Genomic DNA, 15,763 nt, shown 5'->3' with positions numbered 1-15,763 from the left:
GCTCCCTCACATCAGCGAAGAACTCTCACACGGCCTTCACGGGATGCCGGTCCAAAACGGGTCAGCCTTCCGCCGAGGCACCGAGACCCGTCAGGGCGCCGACCGGGTCGAGGTCGGGGGTGCCACGGGGCCACCAGTCGTCGTGTCCCGGCTCCGATTCGTACGGGTACCACAGGCCGTCCCGGCCGAGGCGGAGCTGGACATGGCCGCGGGGGTGGGTGAGGTGGTTGCGCCACGGGCGGAAGGCGGGGAGGTCGGCGGCGAGCAGGAGCGGGCGGGCGCGGTCGAAACGGCCGGCCGGCGGATCCCAGGGTTCCTCGAGCACGGAGAGCCCTTCGAGGCCGCCCTGACGCCAGGCGGCGACCGCGCGGGCCAGCTCGGCCGGGGTGCGGTCGGCGGCGGCGGACAGGGAGGAGTACAGGGCGCGGGTACCGGCGGTGAGGCCGGATCCGGGACGGGCGGCGGCGAGCCGGACCGCGTCCTGCCACAGCGTCAGTTCGGCCACCGGATCGCGGCCGGTGCTGAGGAGGGCGTGCGCCCGGGCGGCCGCGTCGGTCGCCAGCTGGTCCAGCGCGAACGGGTCCGGGCCGCCCGGGGCCGCCGGATAGACGGGCGGTTGCTCGGGGTGCGGGGGCACGGGCAACGGCGGGGGCAGCGGCGGGAGTTGACGGCTCGGAGCCAGGGCATCGGTGGCCCGTACGCCCGCCGGTGGGGCCGGTTCCTTCTCCTGTGCGGCGCGGGCCGCGCGGGCGGCGTTGCGGCGGGACAAGGCGTCGAGCAGGGCGCGTTCGCCCCGGCCGCGCAGCAGGAGCAGTACGAAGGGGTCGGCGTCCAGCAGGCGTGCGGTCTGGTAGCAGAGGGCGGCGGCGTGTTTGCAGGGGTGGCCGCTGTCGGGGCAACTGCAACGGGGGTCGAGGTCACCGGGCTCCGGCAACAGCGGCACCCCGCAGTCGGCTAGGGACTGGGGCATCTCCTTGTCCAGCAACGCCGCGATGTGCCCCGGCCGTTCGGCCACGGCGTCCAGGAACCGCGCCCAGTCGGCGTCCTCCAGCGTCCGCAGCCTCACCTGCACGCGGTACGGCCGCGGACGGCTGCCTCGCACATACGCCAGCACGAGCCCCGGCGTCACGGTGATGGCATCGACGTGGCCCTCCTGCGCGTAACCGCGCCCGCGGGCCAGCCGCTTGGTGTCGAGCGCGCCTTCCTCCAGGGCGGTCACCCAGGCGTTGCCCCACCAGGTCTCGGCAAAGCGGGCGTCGTCCGCCGGGCGGGGCGCGAAGGCGGGGAACGTGCGGCGGAGTTCACCGTCCCGGCCGGGGGCGGCCATGGAGCGGGGGACTTGAGGGGTGGCGGGGGCAACGGGGGTGGCGGCGGTGGCGCGTCCAGGCGCGGTGCCGGTGTCGGGGTCGGGGTCGAGGTCGGCGGGATCGGCCGGTGAGGGATCGCTGCTGGAGCGGGCCACGGGCGATTCGGGTGAGACCCCCTCCGGGTGAGCGGGGCCTGGCGGGGTCGAAGGGGAGGCCGAGATGGGGTTTGCGGGCATCTTCCGCCGCTGTGCGGTCGGATCCGCCATCGCACCGGCGCCCGAGTCGTCCTCGTCGGGCGAGTCCGAGGGCGGCATCTGGAAGGCTCCTGCGAGCCAGCGCCGTACCTCACGGGCACGCTGGTCCTCGGTCCCGCCGGCCGGGCTCCGTCGGCCCTCGGCGCCGGTGGGTGCGGTTCGTCGCGATCGACGCGTGTCCTGGGTTGCCCGGTCGGCTTCCTCCGACTGGGCCCGCCGCCTCTCCCCGAGTGCGGCGCGCAGCGCTTCCCGGGCGGCATCCGCGGGACGCGACCCTCGTGGCCCGGTCTCGATGCCGAGCACGCGCCGTGCGGACTCCGACTGAGTGCGGGAGCAGTCCCCGTCCTCATCGGAGGCGAGGGGTGCGGCAGGTCGCGCCTTGGGGCCGTCACCGTCCGACGCATAGGGAGCGTCCGCGTAGGCGTCCGAGACGTCCGACGCGTCCGGGCCGTCGGAAGAGGCCCCCACCTGGCTCGCGTTCCGCCCTGACGCCCCCTCCCGCCGTTCCCGCGCAGCCCGCAACGCCCGGCGCGCAAGGTCGGCCGGCCGGGGCGCGGCCTCCTCGTCGCGAGGCGACTCACCTGGTGGACTCGGTTTCGTCTGCCGGGTCAACTCGTCCTGGCGGCTCAACTCGCCCTGTCGGCCCGGCTCGTCGTGCTGGCGCGACTCGTCCCGCCGATCCAACCCGTCCTGGCGGCCCGGCTCGTCGCCCCCGCTCCCCACCCCCGTCATGACTCCCTCCGCAAGGACACGAGGTCGGACAGCTCGCGGGCCGTCAGTTCCGTGAGGGCCGATTCGCCGGTGCCGAGGATGGCGTCGGCCAGGGCGCGCTTGGATTCGAGCATCTCGGCGATGCGGTCCTCGACCGTGCCCTCGGTGATGAGGCGGTGGACCTGGACGGGCTGGGTCTGGCCGATGCGGTAGGCGCGGTCGGTGGCCTGTTCCTCGACGGCCGGGTTCCACCAGCGGTCGAAGTGGACGACGTGGCCCGCGCGGGTCAGGTTGAGGCCGGTGCCCGCCGCCTTCAGGGAGAGGACCAGGACCGGCGTCTCGCCGCTCTGGAAGCGGTCCACCATGCGTTCGCGGTCCGGGACCGGCGTGCCGCCATGGAGCAGGTCCACCGGGACGGCCCGGGCGGCGAGGTGGGAGGCGATCAGGCGGGCCATCCCGACGTACTGCGTGAACACCAACGCCGAGCCGTCCTCGGCCAGCAGGGTGTCGAGCAGTTCGTCCAGCAGCGTCAGCTTGCCGGAGCGGGCGGCCAGGCGGTCCCCCGTCGCCGCCTCGGCCTCCTTGAGGTACAGGGCCGGGTGGTCGCAGATCTGCTTCAGGGACGTCAGCAGCTTCAGGACCAGGCCCTTGCGCGCCATGCCCTCCGCCGTCTCGATGACGTACATCGACTCACGCACCACCGCCTCGTACAGCGCCGCCTGTTCACGGGTGAGCGGGACCGGGTGGTCCGTCTCGGTCTTGGGCGGCAGCTCCGGGACGATCCCGGGGTCGGACTTCTTGCGGCGCAGCAGGAAGGGCCGGACCAGGCGGGCCAGCCGGTCCACCGCCTCCTCGTCCTCGCCGTTCTCCACCGCGCGGGCGTGCCGGGCACGGAAGGATTTCAGGGGACCGAGCAGGCCGGGGGTCGTCCAGTCGAGCAGGGCCCAGAGCTCGGAGAGGTTGTTCTCGACCGGTGTGCCGGTCAACGCCACGCGCGCGGGTGTCGGGATGGTGCGCAGGGCCTTCGCCGTGGCCGAGTAGGGGTTCTTCACATGCTGCGCCTCGTCGGCGACGACCATGCCCCAGGTCTGCTGGGCCAGCGTCGGCGCCGCCGACCGCATCGTGCCGTACGTCGTGAGGACGAAGCCGCCGTCCATGTCCGCCAGGGTGCGCTCCGGGCCGTGGAAGCGGCGCACGGGGACGCCGGGCGCGAAACGGGTGATCTCCCGTTGCCAGTTGCCCAGCAGCGAGGCCGGGCAGACGACGAGGGTCGGGGCCGTCCGCGCGCGTTTCAGATGCAGGGCGATGACCGTGATCGTCTTGCCGAGTCCCATGTCGTCGGCCAGGCAGCCGCCGAGCCCGAGGGACGTCATGAGGTCCAGCCAGGCCAGGCCCCGGAGTTGGTAGTCCCGAAGCGTCGCCCGCAGTCCCGGCGGCGGTTCGGCCGGGCGGACCCCCGACGTCAGTCGGTCGCGCAGGGCGGCCAGGGCGCCGACCGGTACCGCCTCGACCGTCTCGCCGTCGACCTCCGCGCTGCCGGTGAGGGCGACGGACAGCGCGTCGACCGGGTCGAGCAGGCCCAGTTCGCGCTTGCGGGCCTTGCGGACGAGGGCCGGGTCCACCAGCACCCAGCTGTCCCGCAGCCGGACGACCGGGCGGTGCGCCTCGGCGAGCGCGTCCATCTCGGCCTCGCTGAGCGGGTCGCCGCCGATCGCCAACTGCCAGCGGAACTGGAGGAGCTCCTCGCTCTCGAAGAACCCGGTGCCGTCGGTCGCCGAGCCCGGCGCGGGCCGTACGACCGCGGCGGCGCTCAGGTCCTGGGCCAGGTCCCGGGGCCAGTGCACCGCCACTCCGGCCGCCGCCAGGCGGGTCGTCGCCACGCCGAGCAGGTCGCCCAACTCCTCGTCGGACAGGGCCAGCACGTCGGGCACGTCCTGCTCGGACAGCCGGTCGAGCGGGGCCCACACCCGGGCCGCCCGCCGCACCGCAAGCGCCGCGTCCACGCGCGCACGTGGCCCGAAGGCGGCGTCCGCCTCCCCCGACCACAGGGCGGCCGCGTCGGCCACCAGGGTGGGGTCGGCGAGGCTGTGCACCTGGACGATTGCCGCACCCGCGCTGCGTACGCCGTCGTCCCGGTCGTCGAAGAGGTCGTACGCCGAGAGGTCCAGCCGCAGCGAGACCCGCACGCCCGCGTCCATGCCGGCGGCGACCTCGGCCGCCCAGTCGTGGGCGGCGGGCAGACGCTGGGCCTCGCGCGCGGCGAAGGGCTTGCCCGAGGCGTGCGGTGCGGCGGGGGTGCGGGGCAGGGTGTCCGCGACGGCGTCCAGGAAGGAGCGCATCAGCGCCTCGGGCTCGGGCAGCCGCAGCGGCCCCGGGCCGGGCAGCGGGACCGCATGGCCTTCGGACGGCAGGGCGGCGGCGACCGCTCGCAGGTGCGCGATGTCGTCCGGGTCGAGAGGGCCGGCCCGCCAGGCGTCGTGGCCGGTGGGCGTCAGGCCCGGCAGCAGCCGGCCGCGCGCGGTGAGCCGCAGCGCGTGCAGCGCGGCCGCGCCCCAGCAGGCCGTGGCGGGGTGGGCGGCCGGGTCGCGCCGGGCCCGCACGAGCAGCGGCAGCGCCTCGCCGAGCGGCACGGACAGGGCGGGGGTGGTCCTGCGGCGGATTCCGGCGCCATGGAGTCGTACGACGGTGAGCTCGGTGTCCTCGGCGGGCAGCGGGCCGCCGTCCGGATCCCAGAAGGCGATCCGCCCCTCGCGCGGCAGGGAGGCGGGCAGGAAGACCGCCGCGAGGCGGACGGGGACGGCGCCGCCCGACCGCTCGGCCACCGCGATGTCGCCGCCGTGCGCAAGCCTGTCGCTCATACGTCCTGTCACCTCCCGCCCATGAGTCGGATCAACCGTCTCCGACTCTACGGGCGGGGTCTGACAATCGGCCCCGGCGATCGGTCAGGCCCATTGTTCCGGGCGACAGTTCCGGGCCGCGACTTCACGGAGTCGTCGACGGGATCATCAAGGGATGGTGCGCGACACGACGTACACGAACGGATTGTCCGGGTCGGACATGTTCACGACGACGTCCTGGGTCGGTGCCGGGTCCTTCTGCTTGTGGACGAGGCCGTACCACGGGCCGGGACGCTTGAAGTCCCAGCCGGTGACCTTCTGGTCGCGGGCACTGATGGTGATGGCGTCCGGCTTCAGTTCACCGGGGCTGACGCCCATTTTCTTCAGGAACCAGTCCAGGTTCCCCTTGGGCGTCTGGAACTGGACGTAGAGACGGCTGGTCCGCCAGTTGTTCGTCTCGTAGTAGGCGACCTTGCCCGACGGGTCCGGGACCGGGATCTGGTAGAGCCGGCGCTGGACCTTCGACGGCCAGCCCTCGGTGAGACCGGTCGCCGAGTACTTCTCCTCCTTGTCCTTGCCGCTGTCGCGGCTCTGGTTGGCGGAGATCATGAGGTAACCGGCCGGCACGCCGATGAGCAGCACGATGATGAGCAGGGTCAGTGCCCTGCGCCGGATCTTGTGGCGACGGTCCTCGGCCGGCTGCTGCTCGTCCGGGGAGTCGGCCTGGCGGGGTACGGACATGGTCACGCCGACCCCTGCGACGCTCGGCGTGCCTCGGCGAACCGCGCATAGCGCTCGTACCGTTCGACCCGGCGCCGGTTGGCGCGCCGGAAGCGGCGGGCGACCAGGCGGGCCAGGTCGGCCGCGCCGACCATGCCGGCCTCGGGGCCGAGCTGGGCGCGGGTGATCCGTGCCTCGGGGCGGTAGCCGCGGCCGGTGAGGTGGCGCTTGAAGGCGTCCCGCGCGGGGCCGATCAGCAGGTCGTCCGCGGCCGACACACCGCCGCCGATCACGAAGCAGGAGGGGTCCAGGGCGGCCGCGAGGTTGGCGATGCCGACGCCGAGCCACTGACCGATGTCCTGGAGCAGCTCGGTGCACATGGCGTCGCCCTCGCGGGCCAGCTCAGTGATCATCGGGCCGGTGATGTCGCCGATGTTGCCCTTGACGTGCTCGATGATCCCGTACGCCACCGGCGAGTCGGCGGCGGCCAGCTCCCGCGCCTCCCTGACCAGTGCGTTGCCGGAGCTGTACTGCTCCCAGCAGCCGCGGTTGCCGCACGGGCAGCGGTGGCCGCCGGGCACGACCTGCATATGGCCGAACTCGCCGGCGACACCGTACTTGCCGCGCTTGACCTGACCGTCCTCCAGGATCGCGCCGCCGATGCCGGTGCCCAGCGTGATCATGACGAGGTGGTCCTCGCCCCGGCCGGCGCCGAAGCGCCACTCGGCCCAGGCGGCGGCGTTGGCGTCGTTGTCGACCAGCACGGGCACGGCGAGCCGCCCGGCGAGGCGGTCCCTGAGGGGCTCGTTGCGCCAGGACAGGTGGGGTGCGAACAGGACGCGGTTGCGGTCGGCGTCGACCCAGCCAGCCGCGCCGATGCCGACGGCGTGCACGTCGTGCCGGTCGGACAGGTCCAGGACCAGTTCGACGATGGTGTCCTCGACCACCTTGGGGCTCTTGGACTTGTCCGGGGTCTCCGCGCGGAGCTTCTCCAGGATGTTCCCGTCGGCGTCCACGACGCCCGCCATCACCTTGGTGCCGCCGATGTCGATCCCGACAGTGGGCACGCGGGGTGCGGTCAGGTGCGAACGGCGCTCCCGCGAGCCGACCGTGCGGAGCACGGGGGCTCGCCGGGAGCCGATGGGGGCGGTGAAGTCGCGGTAGGTGCTCATCAGGCCCGATTCTGCCGCACGCTCACGCTGGGTGCCGAACGGGGCGACAAAGGGGGCACACGTCACAGTAAATTGTCCGGACATTGCGACCAGCCCAGCCTCGGCCAGCCCCGCTCAGGACCGTACGACTGCGGCACTCACGGCCGGACGAGCAACTGGAACTCGAAGGAGTACCGGCTCGGGCGGTAGGTGTGGGTGCCGTACTCGACCGCTCGGCCCGTGTCGTCGAAGGTCACGCGCTGCATGGTCAGCAGCGGGGCGCCCTCCTCCTCGGCGAGCCGTTCGGCTTCGGCACCGGTGGCGGCGCGCGCGCCGATGGTCTGGCGGGCGCTGTGCAGCGTGATGCCGGCGGCCCTCATCAGCCGGTACAGGCCGGTGGACTCCAGCTGTGCGGTGTCCAGGTCGATCAGGGCGGGCGGCAGGAAGTTGCACAGGTACGCCATCGGCTCGCCGTGCGCCAGCCGCAGCCGCTCGATCCGGTGCACGTCGCTGTCCTCGGCCACTCCGAGCGCCGCCGCGACCTCGGCGGACGCCGGGACGACGGTGTTGACGATCACCTTGGTCGCCGGGCGCTGGCCGGCCGACTCCAGGTCGTCATAGAGGCTGCTCAGCTCCAGCGGGCGCTTGACCTGGCTGTGCACGACCTGTGTGCCGACGCCCCGGCGGCGCACCAGCAGACCCTTGTCGACCAGCGACTGGATGGCCTGGCGGACGGTCGGCCGGGACAGGCCGAGGCGTGCGGCGAGTTCGATCTCGTTGCCCAGCAGGCTGCCGGGCGTGAGCGCTCCGTGCTCGATCGCGGCCTCGAGCTGCTGGGACAGCTGGAAGTACAAAGGCACCGGACTGCTCCGGTCCACACTGAGCTCGAGTTCCACGGTCGGGTCCACTTCTGGTTTCGGCACGGGCCGAGCGTAGCTCTACGCGTTGTTGACGGGAAGTCGTGTAGTTCGATTGTCCGGACATACGCATTGACAGCCTACGCACCGAACCCCCACTTTGTTTCCATGCGCATCGGGGTCATCGGTACGGGCCGCATCGGCACCATTCACGCCAACACACTCAGTCGTCACCGCGACGTCGGCTCCCTGATCCTCACGGACGCGGACGGCACGCGGGCCCAGGAGCTGGCGCGCCGGCTCGGCGAGACGGCGGCGCCGGGCGTGGACGAGATCTTCAGGTGGGGTGTGGACGCGGTGGTGATCACCACCGCGACCTCGGCCCACGCCGAACTGATCGGTCGGGCAGCACGGGCGGGCCTTCCGGTCTTCTGCGAGAAGCCCATCGCGCTCGATCTGCCGGGCACCCTGACCGCGATCGAGGAGGTGGAGACGGCCGGGACGGTTCTGCACATGGGCTTCCAGCGCCGCTTCGACGCCGGGTACGCGGGCGCACGCGAGGCGGTGCGGTCCGGGCGGCTCGGGCGCCTGCACACCGTACGGGCGCTGACCAGTGACCAGGCGCCGCCGCCGGTCGCGTGGCTGCCGCTGTCCGGGGGGCTGTACCGGGACACGCTGATCCACGACTTCGACGTACTGCGCTGGGTGACCGGGCGCGAGATCGCCGACGTGTACGCGGCCGGCTCGGACGCCGGGCCGGTGATGTTCCGTGAGGCCGGCGACGTCGACACGGCCGCGGTGGTGCTCACCCTCGACGACGGCACGCTCGCCACCGCGACGGCGACGCGGCTGAACGGCGCCGGGTACGACGTGCGCATGGAGCTGGCCGGGGAGCTGGACCAGATCGTGGTCGGGCTGGACGACCGGACGCCGATCGCGTCCACCGAGCCGACCGGGCCGCCCGCCGCGGACAAGCCGTGGTCGGGGTTCCTGGAGCGATTCGGACCCGCGTACGAGGCGGAGCTGAACGCGTTCGTGGACGTGGTGCGCGGGGAGCGGGCCAACCCCTGCGACGGGCGGGAGGCCCTGCAGGCGCTGCGGATCGCCGAGGCGTGCGAGCTGTCGAGACGCGAGCGAAGACCGGTCGCGCTCGGGGAGATTCCGGGCGGGACCCCGGCGACGGCCATGTGACGGGCCCGGGCTCGCACACCCTTCGCCGGCCCGCCCACTACCAGCGCACCGGCAGACTGCGCATCCCCCGCATCAGCATCCCCGGCAGCCACTCCCCGGGCGGGCCGTCGAGTGCCAGGCCGGGAGCGCGCTCCAGCAGCGACCGGATCGCCGTGCGGGCCTCCAGGCGGGCCAGGGGTGCGCCCAGGCAGTAGTGGATGCCGTGGCCGAAGGCGACGTGGGCGCGGGCGTCGCGGCGGATGTCGAAGGTGTCGGGAGTGGCATAGCGACCCGCGTCCCGGTTGGCCGCGGTCAGGCCGACCATCACCGGCTCGCCCTTCTCGATGTGGATGCCGGCGATCTCCAGCGGCTCGGTAGCATACCGGAACGTCGCCGTCTCCACCGGGCCCTCGTGGCGCAGCATCTCCTCGACCGCACCGTCGAGGAGGGTCATGTCGGCGCGCAGGGCGGCGAGTTGACCGGGGTGGGTGAGCAGCGCGTGCACGCCGCTGGTGATCAGGTTGACCGTCGTCTCGTGGCCGGCGATCAGCAGGATGAAGGCCATCCCCCGCAGTTCGTCCGGGGAGAGCCGGTCGCCGTCCTCGGCCGTGGTGCGGATCAGGTCGCTCAGCAGGTCACCGCTGTCTCCGGCGCACCTCTTGTCCTCGATCAGTTCGGTGAAGTACTCGCCGAGGCGGCCGAAGGCCTCCACCTCCTTGCCGGGGCTGGTGGGCGCGACCGACTCCGTCGACATCTCGCGGAACGCCACGCGGTCCATCTCGGGCACACCGAGCAGTTCGCAGATGACGGTGAGCGGCAGCGGGTAGGCGAGGGACTCCACGAGGTCGGCGCGGCCCCGGGGCAGCATGGCGTCGAGCAGGTCGTCGGTGATCTGCTGGACCCTCGGCCGCAGCTCCTCCACGCGGCGCATGGTGAACGCGCGCGAGATGAGGCTGCGCAGTCGGGTGTGCTGGGGCGGATCGGCGTCCAGCAGGTTCTTCCCGATCTTCTCCTCGTCGAGCGACTTCATGCCGATCTTGGCGCCGTCCTTGGACAGCCGCTCGTCGGCGAGCGCCGCGCGCGCCTCCCTGTGTCCGACGACGAGCCACACCTCTGACTGCCAGTCGGGCAGCCGGACCCGGTGGACCGGGCCCCGCTCACGCAGGCGGGCGTACACCGGATGCGGGTTCTCGCGAAACCCCGGTCCGAACTCCCCCAGATCGATCACTTCCGTCATGACACTCCCCCTCCCACACTTCGCCAACGCGTGGGAGCCCGCCCTAGTGCCCGTCGTCCTCCACTTCCTCCAGAAGTCCCGCGTCGTACGCCAACAGGGCGATCTGCACACGGTTGTTGAGGTCCAGTTTGGCCAGGACGCGGGAGACATGGGTCTTGACGGTGGCGAGGCTCATGAAGAGCTCCGCGGCGATGTCGGCGTTGGACAGCCCCCGGCCCACCGCGACGGCGACCTCGCGCTCGCGGTCGTTGAGGGCGGTGAGCCGCTCACGCGCGCGTGAGCGGCGGGTGTCGGCGGCGGTGCCGGCCGCGTGGGCCATCAACTGGCGTGTGACGGTGGGCGACAGGACCGGATCGCCGGCCGCGACCCGGCGCACCGCGTCGACGATCTCGGCGGGCGGCGTGTCCTTGAGCACGAAACCGGCGGCGCCCGCGCGCAGGGCGCGCAGCACCTGGTCGTCGGCGTGGAAGGTGGTCAGCAGCACCACCTGCGGCGCGTCCTTCCTGCCGCGCAGCCGCTCGGTGGCGGTGAGTCCGTCGACCGACGGCATCCGGATGTCCATCAGGACCACGTCCGGCCGGGAGCGGTCGACCAGTGCCTCGACCTCGGAGCCGTCGGCCGCCTCACCGACGATCTCGATGTCGTCGGCGCCGCCCAGCATGAAGGACAGCCCGGCCCTGACCAACGGGTCGTCGTCGACGAGGAGGAGTCTGATCGCAGTCATGTGCCTTACGTAATCACGGTTGTACGGCGTGGATGGGCCGGACGGCGTGCGGTTCCCGCCAGGAACACGGCACACGTGCGTGACACGCGGGGCACCTCACGCGCGCGTGCACCCCTGACTGCCCCGCTCACAACGGCGCGCACCGGGGCGGCCGTTGAGCACCCCGCCCGGATACCGACGGTCCTCACCCCCACGGCAGCCGGGCCCGCACCTCGAACCCGCCGTCCGCGGTGGGCCCGTGCTCCAGTCGGCCACCCGTCAGCGTGGCCCGTTCCGTCAGTCCGATCAGGCCCTGTCCGGAGCCGGGGACGTGCGGCACCTCACCTTCGGGCGCCGGGTTGCGCACCGATACGGAGAGGCCCTCGCCGGGTGCGCCGGTCACCGTCACCGTGACCTCCGTGCCGGGGGCGTGCTTGCGGGCGTTGGTCAGGCCCTCCTGGGCGATGCGGTAGGCGGTGCGGCCGACGGAGGAGGGGACGGCGGCGGGGTCGGTGACGCGCTGGTCGAGGGTGACCTTCATGCCTGCCTCGCGGGACTCGGTGGCCAGCGCCTCCAGCGCCGCGAGGGTCGGCTGCGGCCGGCCGGAGTCGTCGGGCTCGGCGGCCCGCAGCACGCCGATGATCTCCCGCAGGTCCTGGAGGGCCTCGTGGGCGCTCTCCCGGATGACGCCCGCCGCCCGTGCGATCTCCTCGCGGGGTGCGTCGGGCCGGAACTCAAGGGCGCCCGCGTGCACGCTGAGCAGCGTCAGCCGGTGCGCGAGGACGTCGTGCATCTCCCGGGCGATGGCCTCGCGGGCCAGCCGCTGCGCCTGCTCGGCCCGTAGCCGCGCCTCGTTCTCGGCGCGCCGGGCCCGGTCGCGCAGGCTCAGCAGGAGCTGGCGCTTGGACCGCGCGAGCATGCCCCAGCCGACCACCGCGCCGGTCAGCAACGACGCCAGAGCGACCGACCAGGGGTACGACAGGTCGGGCTCGGGGCGGAACAGGAAGTACACCGGGTTCAGCACCACGTAGGTCCCGGCCACCCAGGCCACATACCGGAAGGGCCGGTGCACGGCGAGGGTGAACAGGGCGACCAGGCTGGCGCCGCCCGCGGTGCTCGACAAGAGGGCGGCGGGGACCATCACGGCTGCGAACCCGACCGGCCAGCGGCGGCGCAGCCACACCGCGGCGCAGGAGAGCGCGCCGACCAGCTGGTCGAAGACGGCGTATCCGGCGGGCAGGTTCTCGTCCTTCATCGTGTCCGCGGCCACCAGACCGATGATCACGGCAAGCAGGAAGCAGGAGAAATCGACCAACCAGTCCCGCGCGGTGCGCCGGGGCCTCCCGGGACGCTCGGGGTCGGGGTCGAACTCCTTGATCAGGGCCGAGGGCAGCAGCCAGCGCCGCCCCGCGAATGCCTGGGGTGCGGGCACCTGCTTGTCACCACTCACGGTCGACAAATCTACGCAGTGCCGGGTCCCGGCGCGCCCCCGTGGGCGGGAGCGGCGACCAAAGTCGCGGCATCGACGACCTTGGTTGCGGCGGTCCGCCCGGAACGGGGACTTCCGTCGGCCATGGCTCGCCCCGCGGCCGATTGGCGTGGGGGGTCCGCGGGGCGAGAGTCATGGCATGAAGCAGTTGCTGGAGTTCCTGGGAGTCATCGCCCTGGCGCAGGGCGTCATGGGCCTGCTGAACGAGTTCACCGACTGGGACTGGGGTCTCGTACACGGGCTCGACTTCCTCGACGGCTTCGAGATCTACGCGAGCGTCGCCCTGCTCGTGCTGGCGGTCGCGCTGTTCGCGGCCGCCGAGAGCCGGAAGTCCGGATGAACGCGGACCGGACCTCCGGCCGATGGCACCGTTCCTCGGCGCCGACTGTGACCGTGGGGGGTCAGCAGCCGTAGTTGATCAGGGCGAACGACTCGTAGTGGTCGGCCGTGTAGTAGTCCTCCTGGTTCTCCTCACCGGTGACGATCCGGCGAGCTCCGCGGTTGGAGGACCCGGGCGTGATGACCGTGTACTCGTGGTAGTAGCCGGTCGACTGGCTCGGCAGGATGCCTTCCCGGTTCTGGAAGACGGTGCCGTCCTGGTCATACGGGAAGGGGCCACCCTGCTCGATCAGGTCGAGCGTGTCGTGCGCCTGCGACGGCAGGTTGTTGTAGCAGATGCTGCCGACCGCGGCGGCCGCCGGCGTGGCAGTGACGGTGCCGCCGACGAGAAGGGCGGACAGGACGGCGGCCGCGGCGCCGATGCGAGTGATTCGTGGGGGGAATCTCATGGCTTCATGATGACGCGCGTAGACAGTGGCATGTCAATGTCAAGGCGGAGATTTTCCCGGCAAGTCCGATGAGTTTTCGGGAAGTTAACGTGCGCCCCGGCGCCCTCACCCGATCTCCACGAGGAGGTCGGGTGAGGGCGCCGCCGGCGGCCGATCAGGCCTCCTCGGGGAGTCCGAACGTGCCGTACTCGGGACGACCGGCCAGGTCGTAGGAGTTGATGGTGACGCCGGTGCTCGTGACGCTGCCGCCGCTGTGCTTGAACGCGGTGGGCACGGCACCCTCCGTGAACAGGCGGTGGCCCGTGCCGAGCACGACCGGGAAGGTCAGCAGGTGGAGGGTGTCGACGAGGCCGAGGGCCAGCAGCGACCTGACGAGGGCGCCGCTGCCGTGGACCTGGACCTCGCCGTCGACGCGCTCCTTGACGGCGGTGACCTCCTTGGCGAGGTCACCGGTCAGCACGGTGGTGCCGGCCCACCCGGGGTCGGTCAGCGTGGCGGACGGGACGTATTTCGGCAGGGCGTTCAGCTTGGACGAGACCGGGTCGGCCGGGTCGGTCACCTTCGGCCAGAACGCGGCGAAGATGTCGTACGTACGGCGTCCGAGGAGGAAGGCGGCCGGGCGGGCGAAAACCCCGTTCATGAACTCGCCGAAGTCGTCGTCGGCGTACGGAAAGCTCCAGCCGCCGTGCTCGAAGCCGCCGCGGGTGTCCTCCTCCGGACCACCGGGCGCCTGGTAGACGCCGTCGAGCGTGACGAAGAGGGTGGAAACGAGCTTGCCCATGAGGAGTGCCTCTTTTCCGGTTTCCGGTTTTCCGGGGCGAGATCTGCTGTCATCACCTCAGACCCCGCCGACACCCGCAACTCATCGCCGGACCGTGTTCCGCCGAGCCCTGCCCCCCGGCACCTCGGTGTCCGTTCGCCGCCAGCACTTCGGCCCGTGCGGCGCTGGGATGGACTCATGACAACCACGCATGCACCCCTGACAACCACTTACGGAACCCTGCACGGCAAGGTCGCCCTGGTCACCGGCGCCGGCCGGGGCATCGGCGCCGCCACGGCGCTGCGGCTCGCCCGGGACGGCGCGGACGTCGCCGTGACCTACGTGAACGGCAAGGAGGCCGCCGAGGAGGTCGTACGGGCCGTCGAGGCGCTGGGACGGCGGGCCGTGGCCCTGCGGGCGGACTCCGCAGACGCGGCCGAGGCGGCGGGCGCCGTGGAGCGCACCGTGGAGGAGCTCGGCGGCCTGGACGTGCTGGTGAACAACGCCGGCGTCGGCGTCCTGGGTCCGCTGGAGGGCCTGTCGCTCGCGGACGTCGACCGGGTCCTCGCGGTGAACGTCCGGGGCGTCTTCCTGACCTCCCAGGCGGCGGCCGCCCGGATGAGTGCCGGGGGCCGGATCATCACGATCGGCTCCTGCATGGTCCAGCGGGTGCCGGGCCCCGGCGGCACGCTCTACGCGACCAGCAAGTCGGCCCTGATCGGCCTGACGAAGGCGCTGGCACGCGAGCTGGGCCCGCGCGGCATCACGGCGAACGTCATCCACCCGGGTCCCATCGACACCGACATGAACCCGGCCGACGGCCCCCACGCATCCGACCAGGCGGCGCTGACCGCCCTGGGCCGCTTCGGCACGGCCGACGAGGTGGCGTCGATGGTCGCGTACCTGGCGGGGGCGGACTACGTGACGGGTACGGAGTTCGCGGTGGACGGCGGCCACGCGGCCTAGTAGTGCTTCGTTAGGTTCTGCTTCTGGCGAGGGGGCGGCCGCAGGTGCTGCAGGTGCCGGTCCAGCACCTCAGCAAGTCTTGGAGTGCGTCGAGGGTCTGGTAGAAGCTCGGGCCGGTGTCTCGACTTTTGGGTCGAGCCTGCGGAGGGTGAGAAAGGCCTGCGCGGCGGTGACCAGGGTGACGTGGTGGTGCCAGCCGCGCCAGGTTCGGCCCTCGAAGTGGTCCAGTCCCAGGCCGTGTTTGAGCTCGCGGTAGTCATGTTCGATCCGCCAGCGCATCTTCGCCCACCGCACCAGGTCAGCGGCCGGTGTGGTGGGCGGCAGGTTCGATATCCAGTAGTCCGTCGGGGCGTCCTGGCCGTCCGGCCATTCGACCAGGAGGGTCTGGGTAGGCAGGACACCGTTCCACCGGCTGCGGCCCCCGCCCGTCTCCTGAGCGGCGGCCAGGGACTGTTTGCCCGCGGGCCTCACCGTCAGCACGGCGAACCGTGAGGTCATCACGCCCTTGCTGCCCTGCCGCCAGGTCACCTCGGTGAACCGCTCCGCACCAACCTCCGCCGCGAGGGTGGAGATGGCTCGCGGCGGGGTGCGGTAGCGGGGAAGAGTGGGCGGTCCGAGCCCGCCATAAGCAGGATGGTGCGGCTCGGCATCCTCCGGATGGGCGACTTCCTTCCCGTTCAGGGCCAGGACATAGGACAGCCCTCGCTCCTGGAGACCGCGCCGGAACGGGGTGCTGACGCCGTAGCCGGCGTCGGCGACCACGACCGGCGCCTTCAACTGCCACTCGGCGAGTGTGTCCAGCAGGCCGAGCGC

Annotated in this window: 14 protein-coding genes; 3 read left to right on the top strand and 11 right to left on the bottom strand. The window is 72.4% G+C overall.

Features of this window, described 5'->3' with window-relative positions:
- Positions 1-61: 61 nt before the first annotated feature.
- The 5 genes from ACZ7M7_RS11855 to ACZ7M7_RS11835 all read right to left on the bottom strand — a co-directional run bounded on the left by ACZ7M7_RS11855 (position 62) and on the right by ACZ7M7_RS11835 (position 7,876).
- Entirely contained in the window at positions 62-2,293 is a 2,232-nt protein-coding gene (locus ACZ7M7_RS11855) for an SWIM zinc finger family protein (RefSeq protein ID WP_472115267.1), read from the bottom strand.
- Positions 2,290-5,130, bottom strand: coding sequence for an SNF2-related protein (locus tag ACZ7M7_RS11850; RefSeq protein WP_472115264.1), 2,841 nt, complete (start codon positions 5,128-5,130; stop codon positions 2,290-2,292). The genes ACZ7M7_RS11855 and ACZ7M7_RS11850 overlap by 4 nt, the downstream gene beginning before the upstream one ends.
- A 147-nt stretch (positions 5,131-5,277) precedes the next feature.
- Entirely contained in the window at positions 5,278-5,856 is a 579-nt protein-coding gene (locus ACZ7M7_RS11845; protein WP_472115261.1) for a sugar kinase, read from the bottom strand.
- A complete protein-coding gene (locus ACZ7M7_RS11840; protein WP_383609614.1) occupies positions 5,853-7,001 on the bottom strand; it encodes an ROK family glucokinase in 1,149 nt (382 codons plus the stop codon). Before ACZ7M7_RS11840 ends, ACZ7M7_RS11845 begins: the two co-directional genes overlap by 4 nt.
- Before the next feature lie 137 nt (positions 7,002-7,138).
- Positions 7,139-7,876, bottom strand: coding sequence for a GntR family transcriptional regulator (locus tag ACZ7M7_RS11835; protein WP_362381993.1), 738 nt, complete (start codon positions 7,874-7,876; stop codon positions 7,139-7,141).
- A 129-nt stretch (positions 7,877-8,005) separates the two neighbouring features.
- Here ACZ7M7_RS11835 and ACZ7M7_RS11830 point away from each other — a divergent pair, with 129 nt between their 5' ends.
- Positions 8,006-9,028, top strand: a complete 1,023-nt coding sequence (locus ACZ7M7_RS11830) for a Gfo/Idh/MocA family protein (protein WP_383609611.1) — start codon at positions 8,006-8,008, stop codon at positions 9,026-9,028.
- Positions 9,029-9,065: 37 nt separating this feature from the next.
- Here the strand turns inward: ACZ7M7_RS11830 and ACZ7M7_RS11825 are convergent, their stop codons facing one another.
- The 3 genes from ACZ7M7_RS11825 to ACZ7M7_RS11815 all read right to left on the bottom strand — a co-directional run bounded on the left by ACZ7M7_RS11825 (position 9,066) and on the right by ACZ7M7_RS11815 (position 12,406).
- On the bottom strand, positions 9,066-10,244 hold the full coding sequence (locus ACZ7M7_RS11825) for a cytochrome P450 family protein (RefSeq protein WP_472115257.1): 1,179 nt from the start codon (positions 10,242-10,244) through the stop codon (positions 9,066-9,068).
- Positions 10,245-10,287: 43 nt separating this feature from the next.
- Positions 10,288-10,968, bottom strand: a complete 681-nt coding sequence (locus ACZ7M7_RS11820) for a response regulator transcription factor (RefSeq protein ID WP_472115254.1) — start codon at positions 10,966-10,968, stop codon at positions 10,288-10,290.
- A 184-nt stretch (positions 10,969-11,152) separates the two neighbouring features.
- Positions 11,153-12,406, bottom strand: coding sequence for a sensor histidine kinase (locus ACZ7M7_RS11815; RefSeq protein WP_383609603.1), 1,254 nt, complete (start codon positions 12,404-12,406; stop codon positions 11,153-11,155).
- Positions 12,407-12,575: 169 nt separating this feature from the next.
- Between ACZ7M7_RS11815 and ACZ7M7_RS11810 the strand changes: the two genes are divergently transcribed.
- Positions 12,576-12,776: a hypothetical protein gene (locus tag ACZ7M7_RS11810; protein ID WP_383609600.1), complete on the top strand. Its 201-nt coding sequence runs from the start codon at positions 12,576-12,578 to the stop codon at positions 12,774-12,776.
- A gap of 61 nt (positions 12,777-12,837) precedes the next feature.
- Here the strand turns inward: ACZ7M7_RS11810 and ACZ7M7_RS11805 are convergent, their stop codons facing one another.
- Positions 12,838-13,224 (bottom strand): guanyl-specific ribonuclease, encoded by a 387-nt coding sequence (locus ACZ7M7_RS11805; protein WP_383609597.1) that lies wholly within the window; start codon positions 13,222-13,224, stop codon positions 12,838-12,840.
- Between the two features lie 154 nt (positions 13,225-13,378).
- Positions 13,379-14,005, bottom strand: coding sequence for a dihydrofolate reductase family protein (locus ACZ7M7_RS11800; RefSeq protein ID WP_383622733.1), 627 nt, complete (start codon positions 14,003-14,005; stop codon positions 13,379-13,381).
- A 177-nt stretch (positions 14,006-14,182) separates the two neighbouring features.
- Here ACZ7M7_RS11800 and ACZ7M7_RS11795 point away from each other — a divergent pair, with 177 nt between their 5' ends.
- Entirely contained in the window at positions 14,183-14,950 is a 768-nt protein-coding gene (locus ACZ7M7_RS11795; protein WP_472115250.1) for a 3-oxoacyl-ACP reductase family protein, read from the top strand.
- Positions 14,951-15,019: 69 nt separating this feature from the next.
- Here ACZ7M7_RS11795 and ACZ7M7_RS11790 read toward each other — a convergent pair.
- A partial coding sequence (locus tag ACZ7M7_RS11790) for an IS701 family transposase (protein ID WP_472115247.1) occupies positions 15,020-15,763 on the bottom strand: 744 nt, incomplete at its 5' end.

It is taken from the genome of Streptomyces sp. NPDC111606 (assembly GCF_055656945.1).
This window is presented reverse-complemented; position numbering and strand designations above follow the sequence as displayed.

What these genes read in the sequence shown, in the direction of transcription:
- ACZ7M7_RS11855 (WP_472115267.1), bottom strand. Translation starts at nt 2,293, where the DNA reads ATGACGGGGGTGGGGAGCGGGGGCGACGAGCCGGGCCGCCAGGACGGG.
- ACZ7M7_RS11850 (WP_472115264.1), bottom strand. Translation starts at nt 5,130, where the DNA reads ATGAGCGACAGGCTTGCGCACGGCGGCGACATCGCGGTGGCCGAGCGG.
- ACZ7M7_RS11840 (WP_383609614.1), bottom strand. Translation starts at nt 7,001, where the DNA reads ATGAGCACCTACCGCGACTTCACCGCCCCCATCGGCTCCCGGCGAGCC.
- ACZ7M7_RS11830 (WP_383609611.1), top strand. Translation starts at nt 8,006, where the DNA reads ATGCGCATCGGGGTCATCGGTACGGGCCGCATCGGCACCATTCACGCC.
- ACZ7M7_RS11825 (WP_472115257.1), bottom strand. Translation starts at nt 10,244, where the DNA reads ATGACGGAAGTGATCGATCTGGGGGAGTTCGGACCGGGGTTTCGCGAG.
- ACZ7M7_RS11820 (WP_472115254.1), bottom strand. Translation starts at nt 10,968, where the DNA reads ATGACTGCGATCAGACTCCTCCTCGTCGACGACGACCCGTTGGTCAGG.
- ACZ7M7_RS11810 (WP_383609600.1), top strand. Translation starts at nt 12,576, where the DNA reads ATGAAGCAGTTGCTGGAGTTCCTGGGAGTCATCGCCCTGGCGCAGGGC.
- ACZ7M7_RS11805 (WP_383609597.1), bottom strand. Translation starts at nt 13,224, where the DNA reads ATGAGATTCCCCCCACGAATCACTCGCATCGGCGCCGCGGCCGCCGTC.
- ACZ7M7_RS11800 (WP_383622733.1), bottom strand. Translation starts at nt 14,005, where the DNA reads ATGGGCAAGCTCGTTTCCACCCTCTTCGTCACGCTCGACGGCGTCTAC.
- ACZ7M7_RS11795 (WP_472115250.1), top strand. Translation starts at nt 14,183, where the DNA reads ATGACAACCACGCATGCACCCCTGACAACCACTTACGGAACCCTGCAC.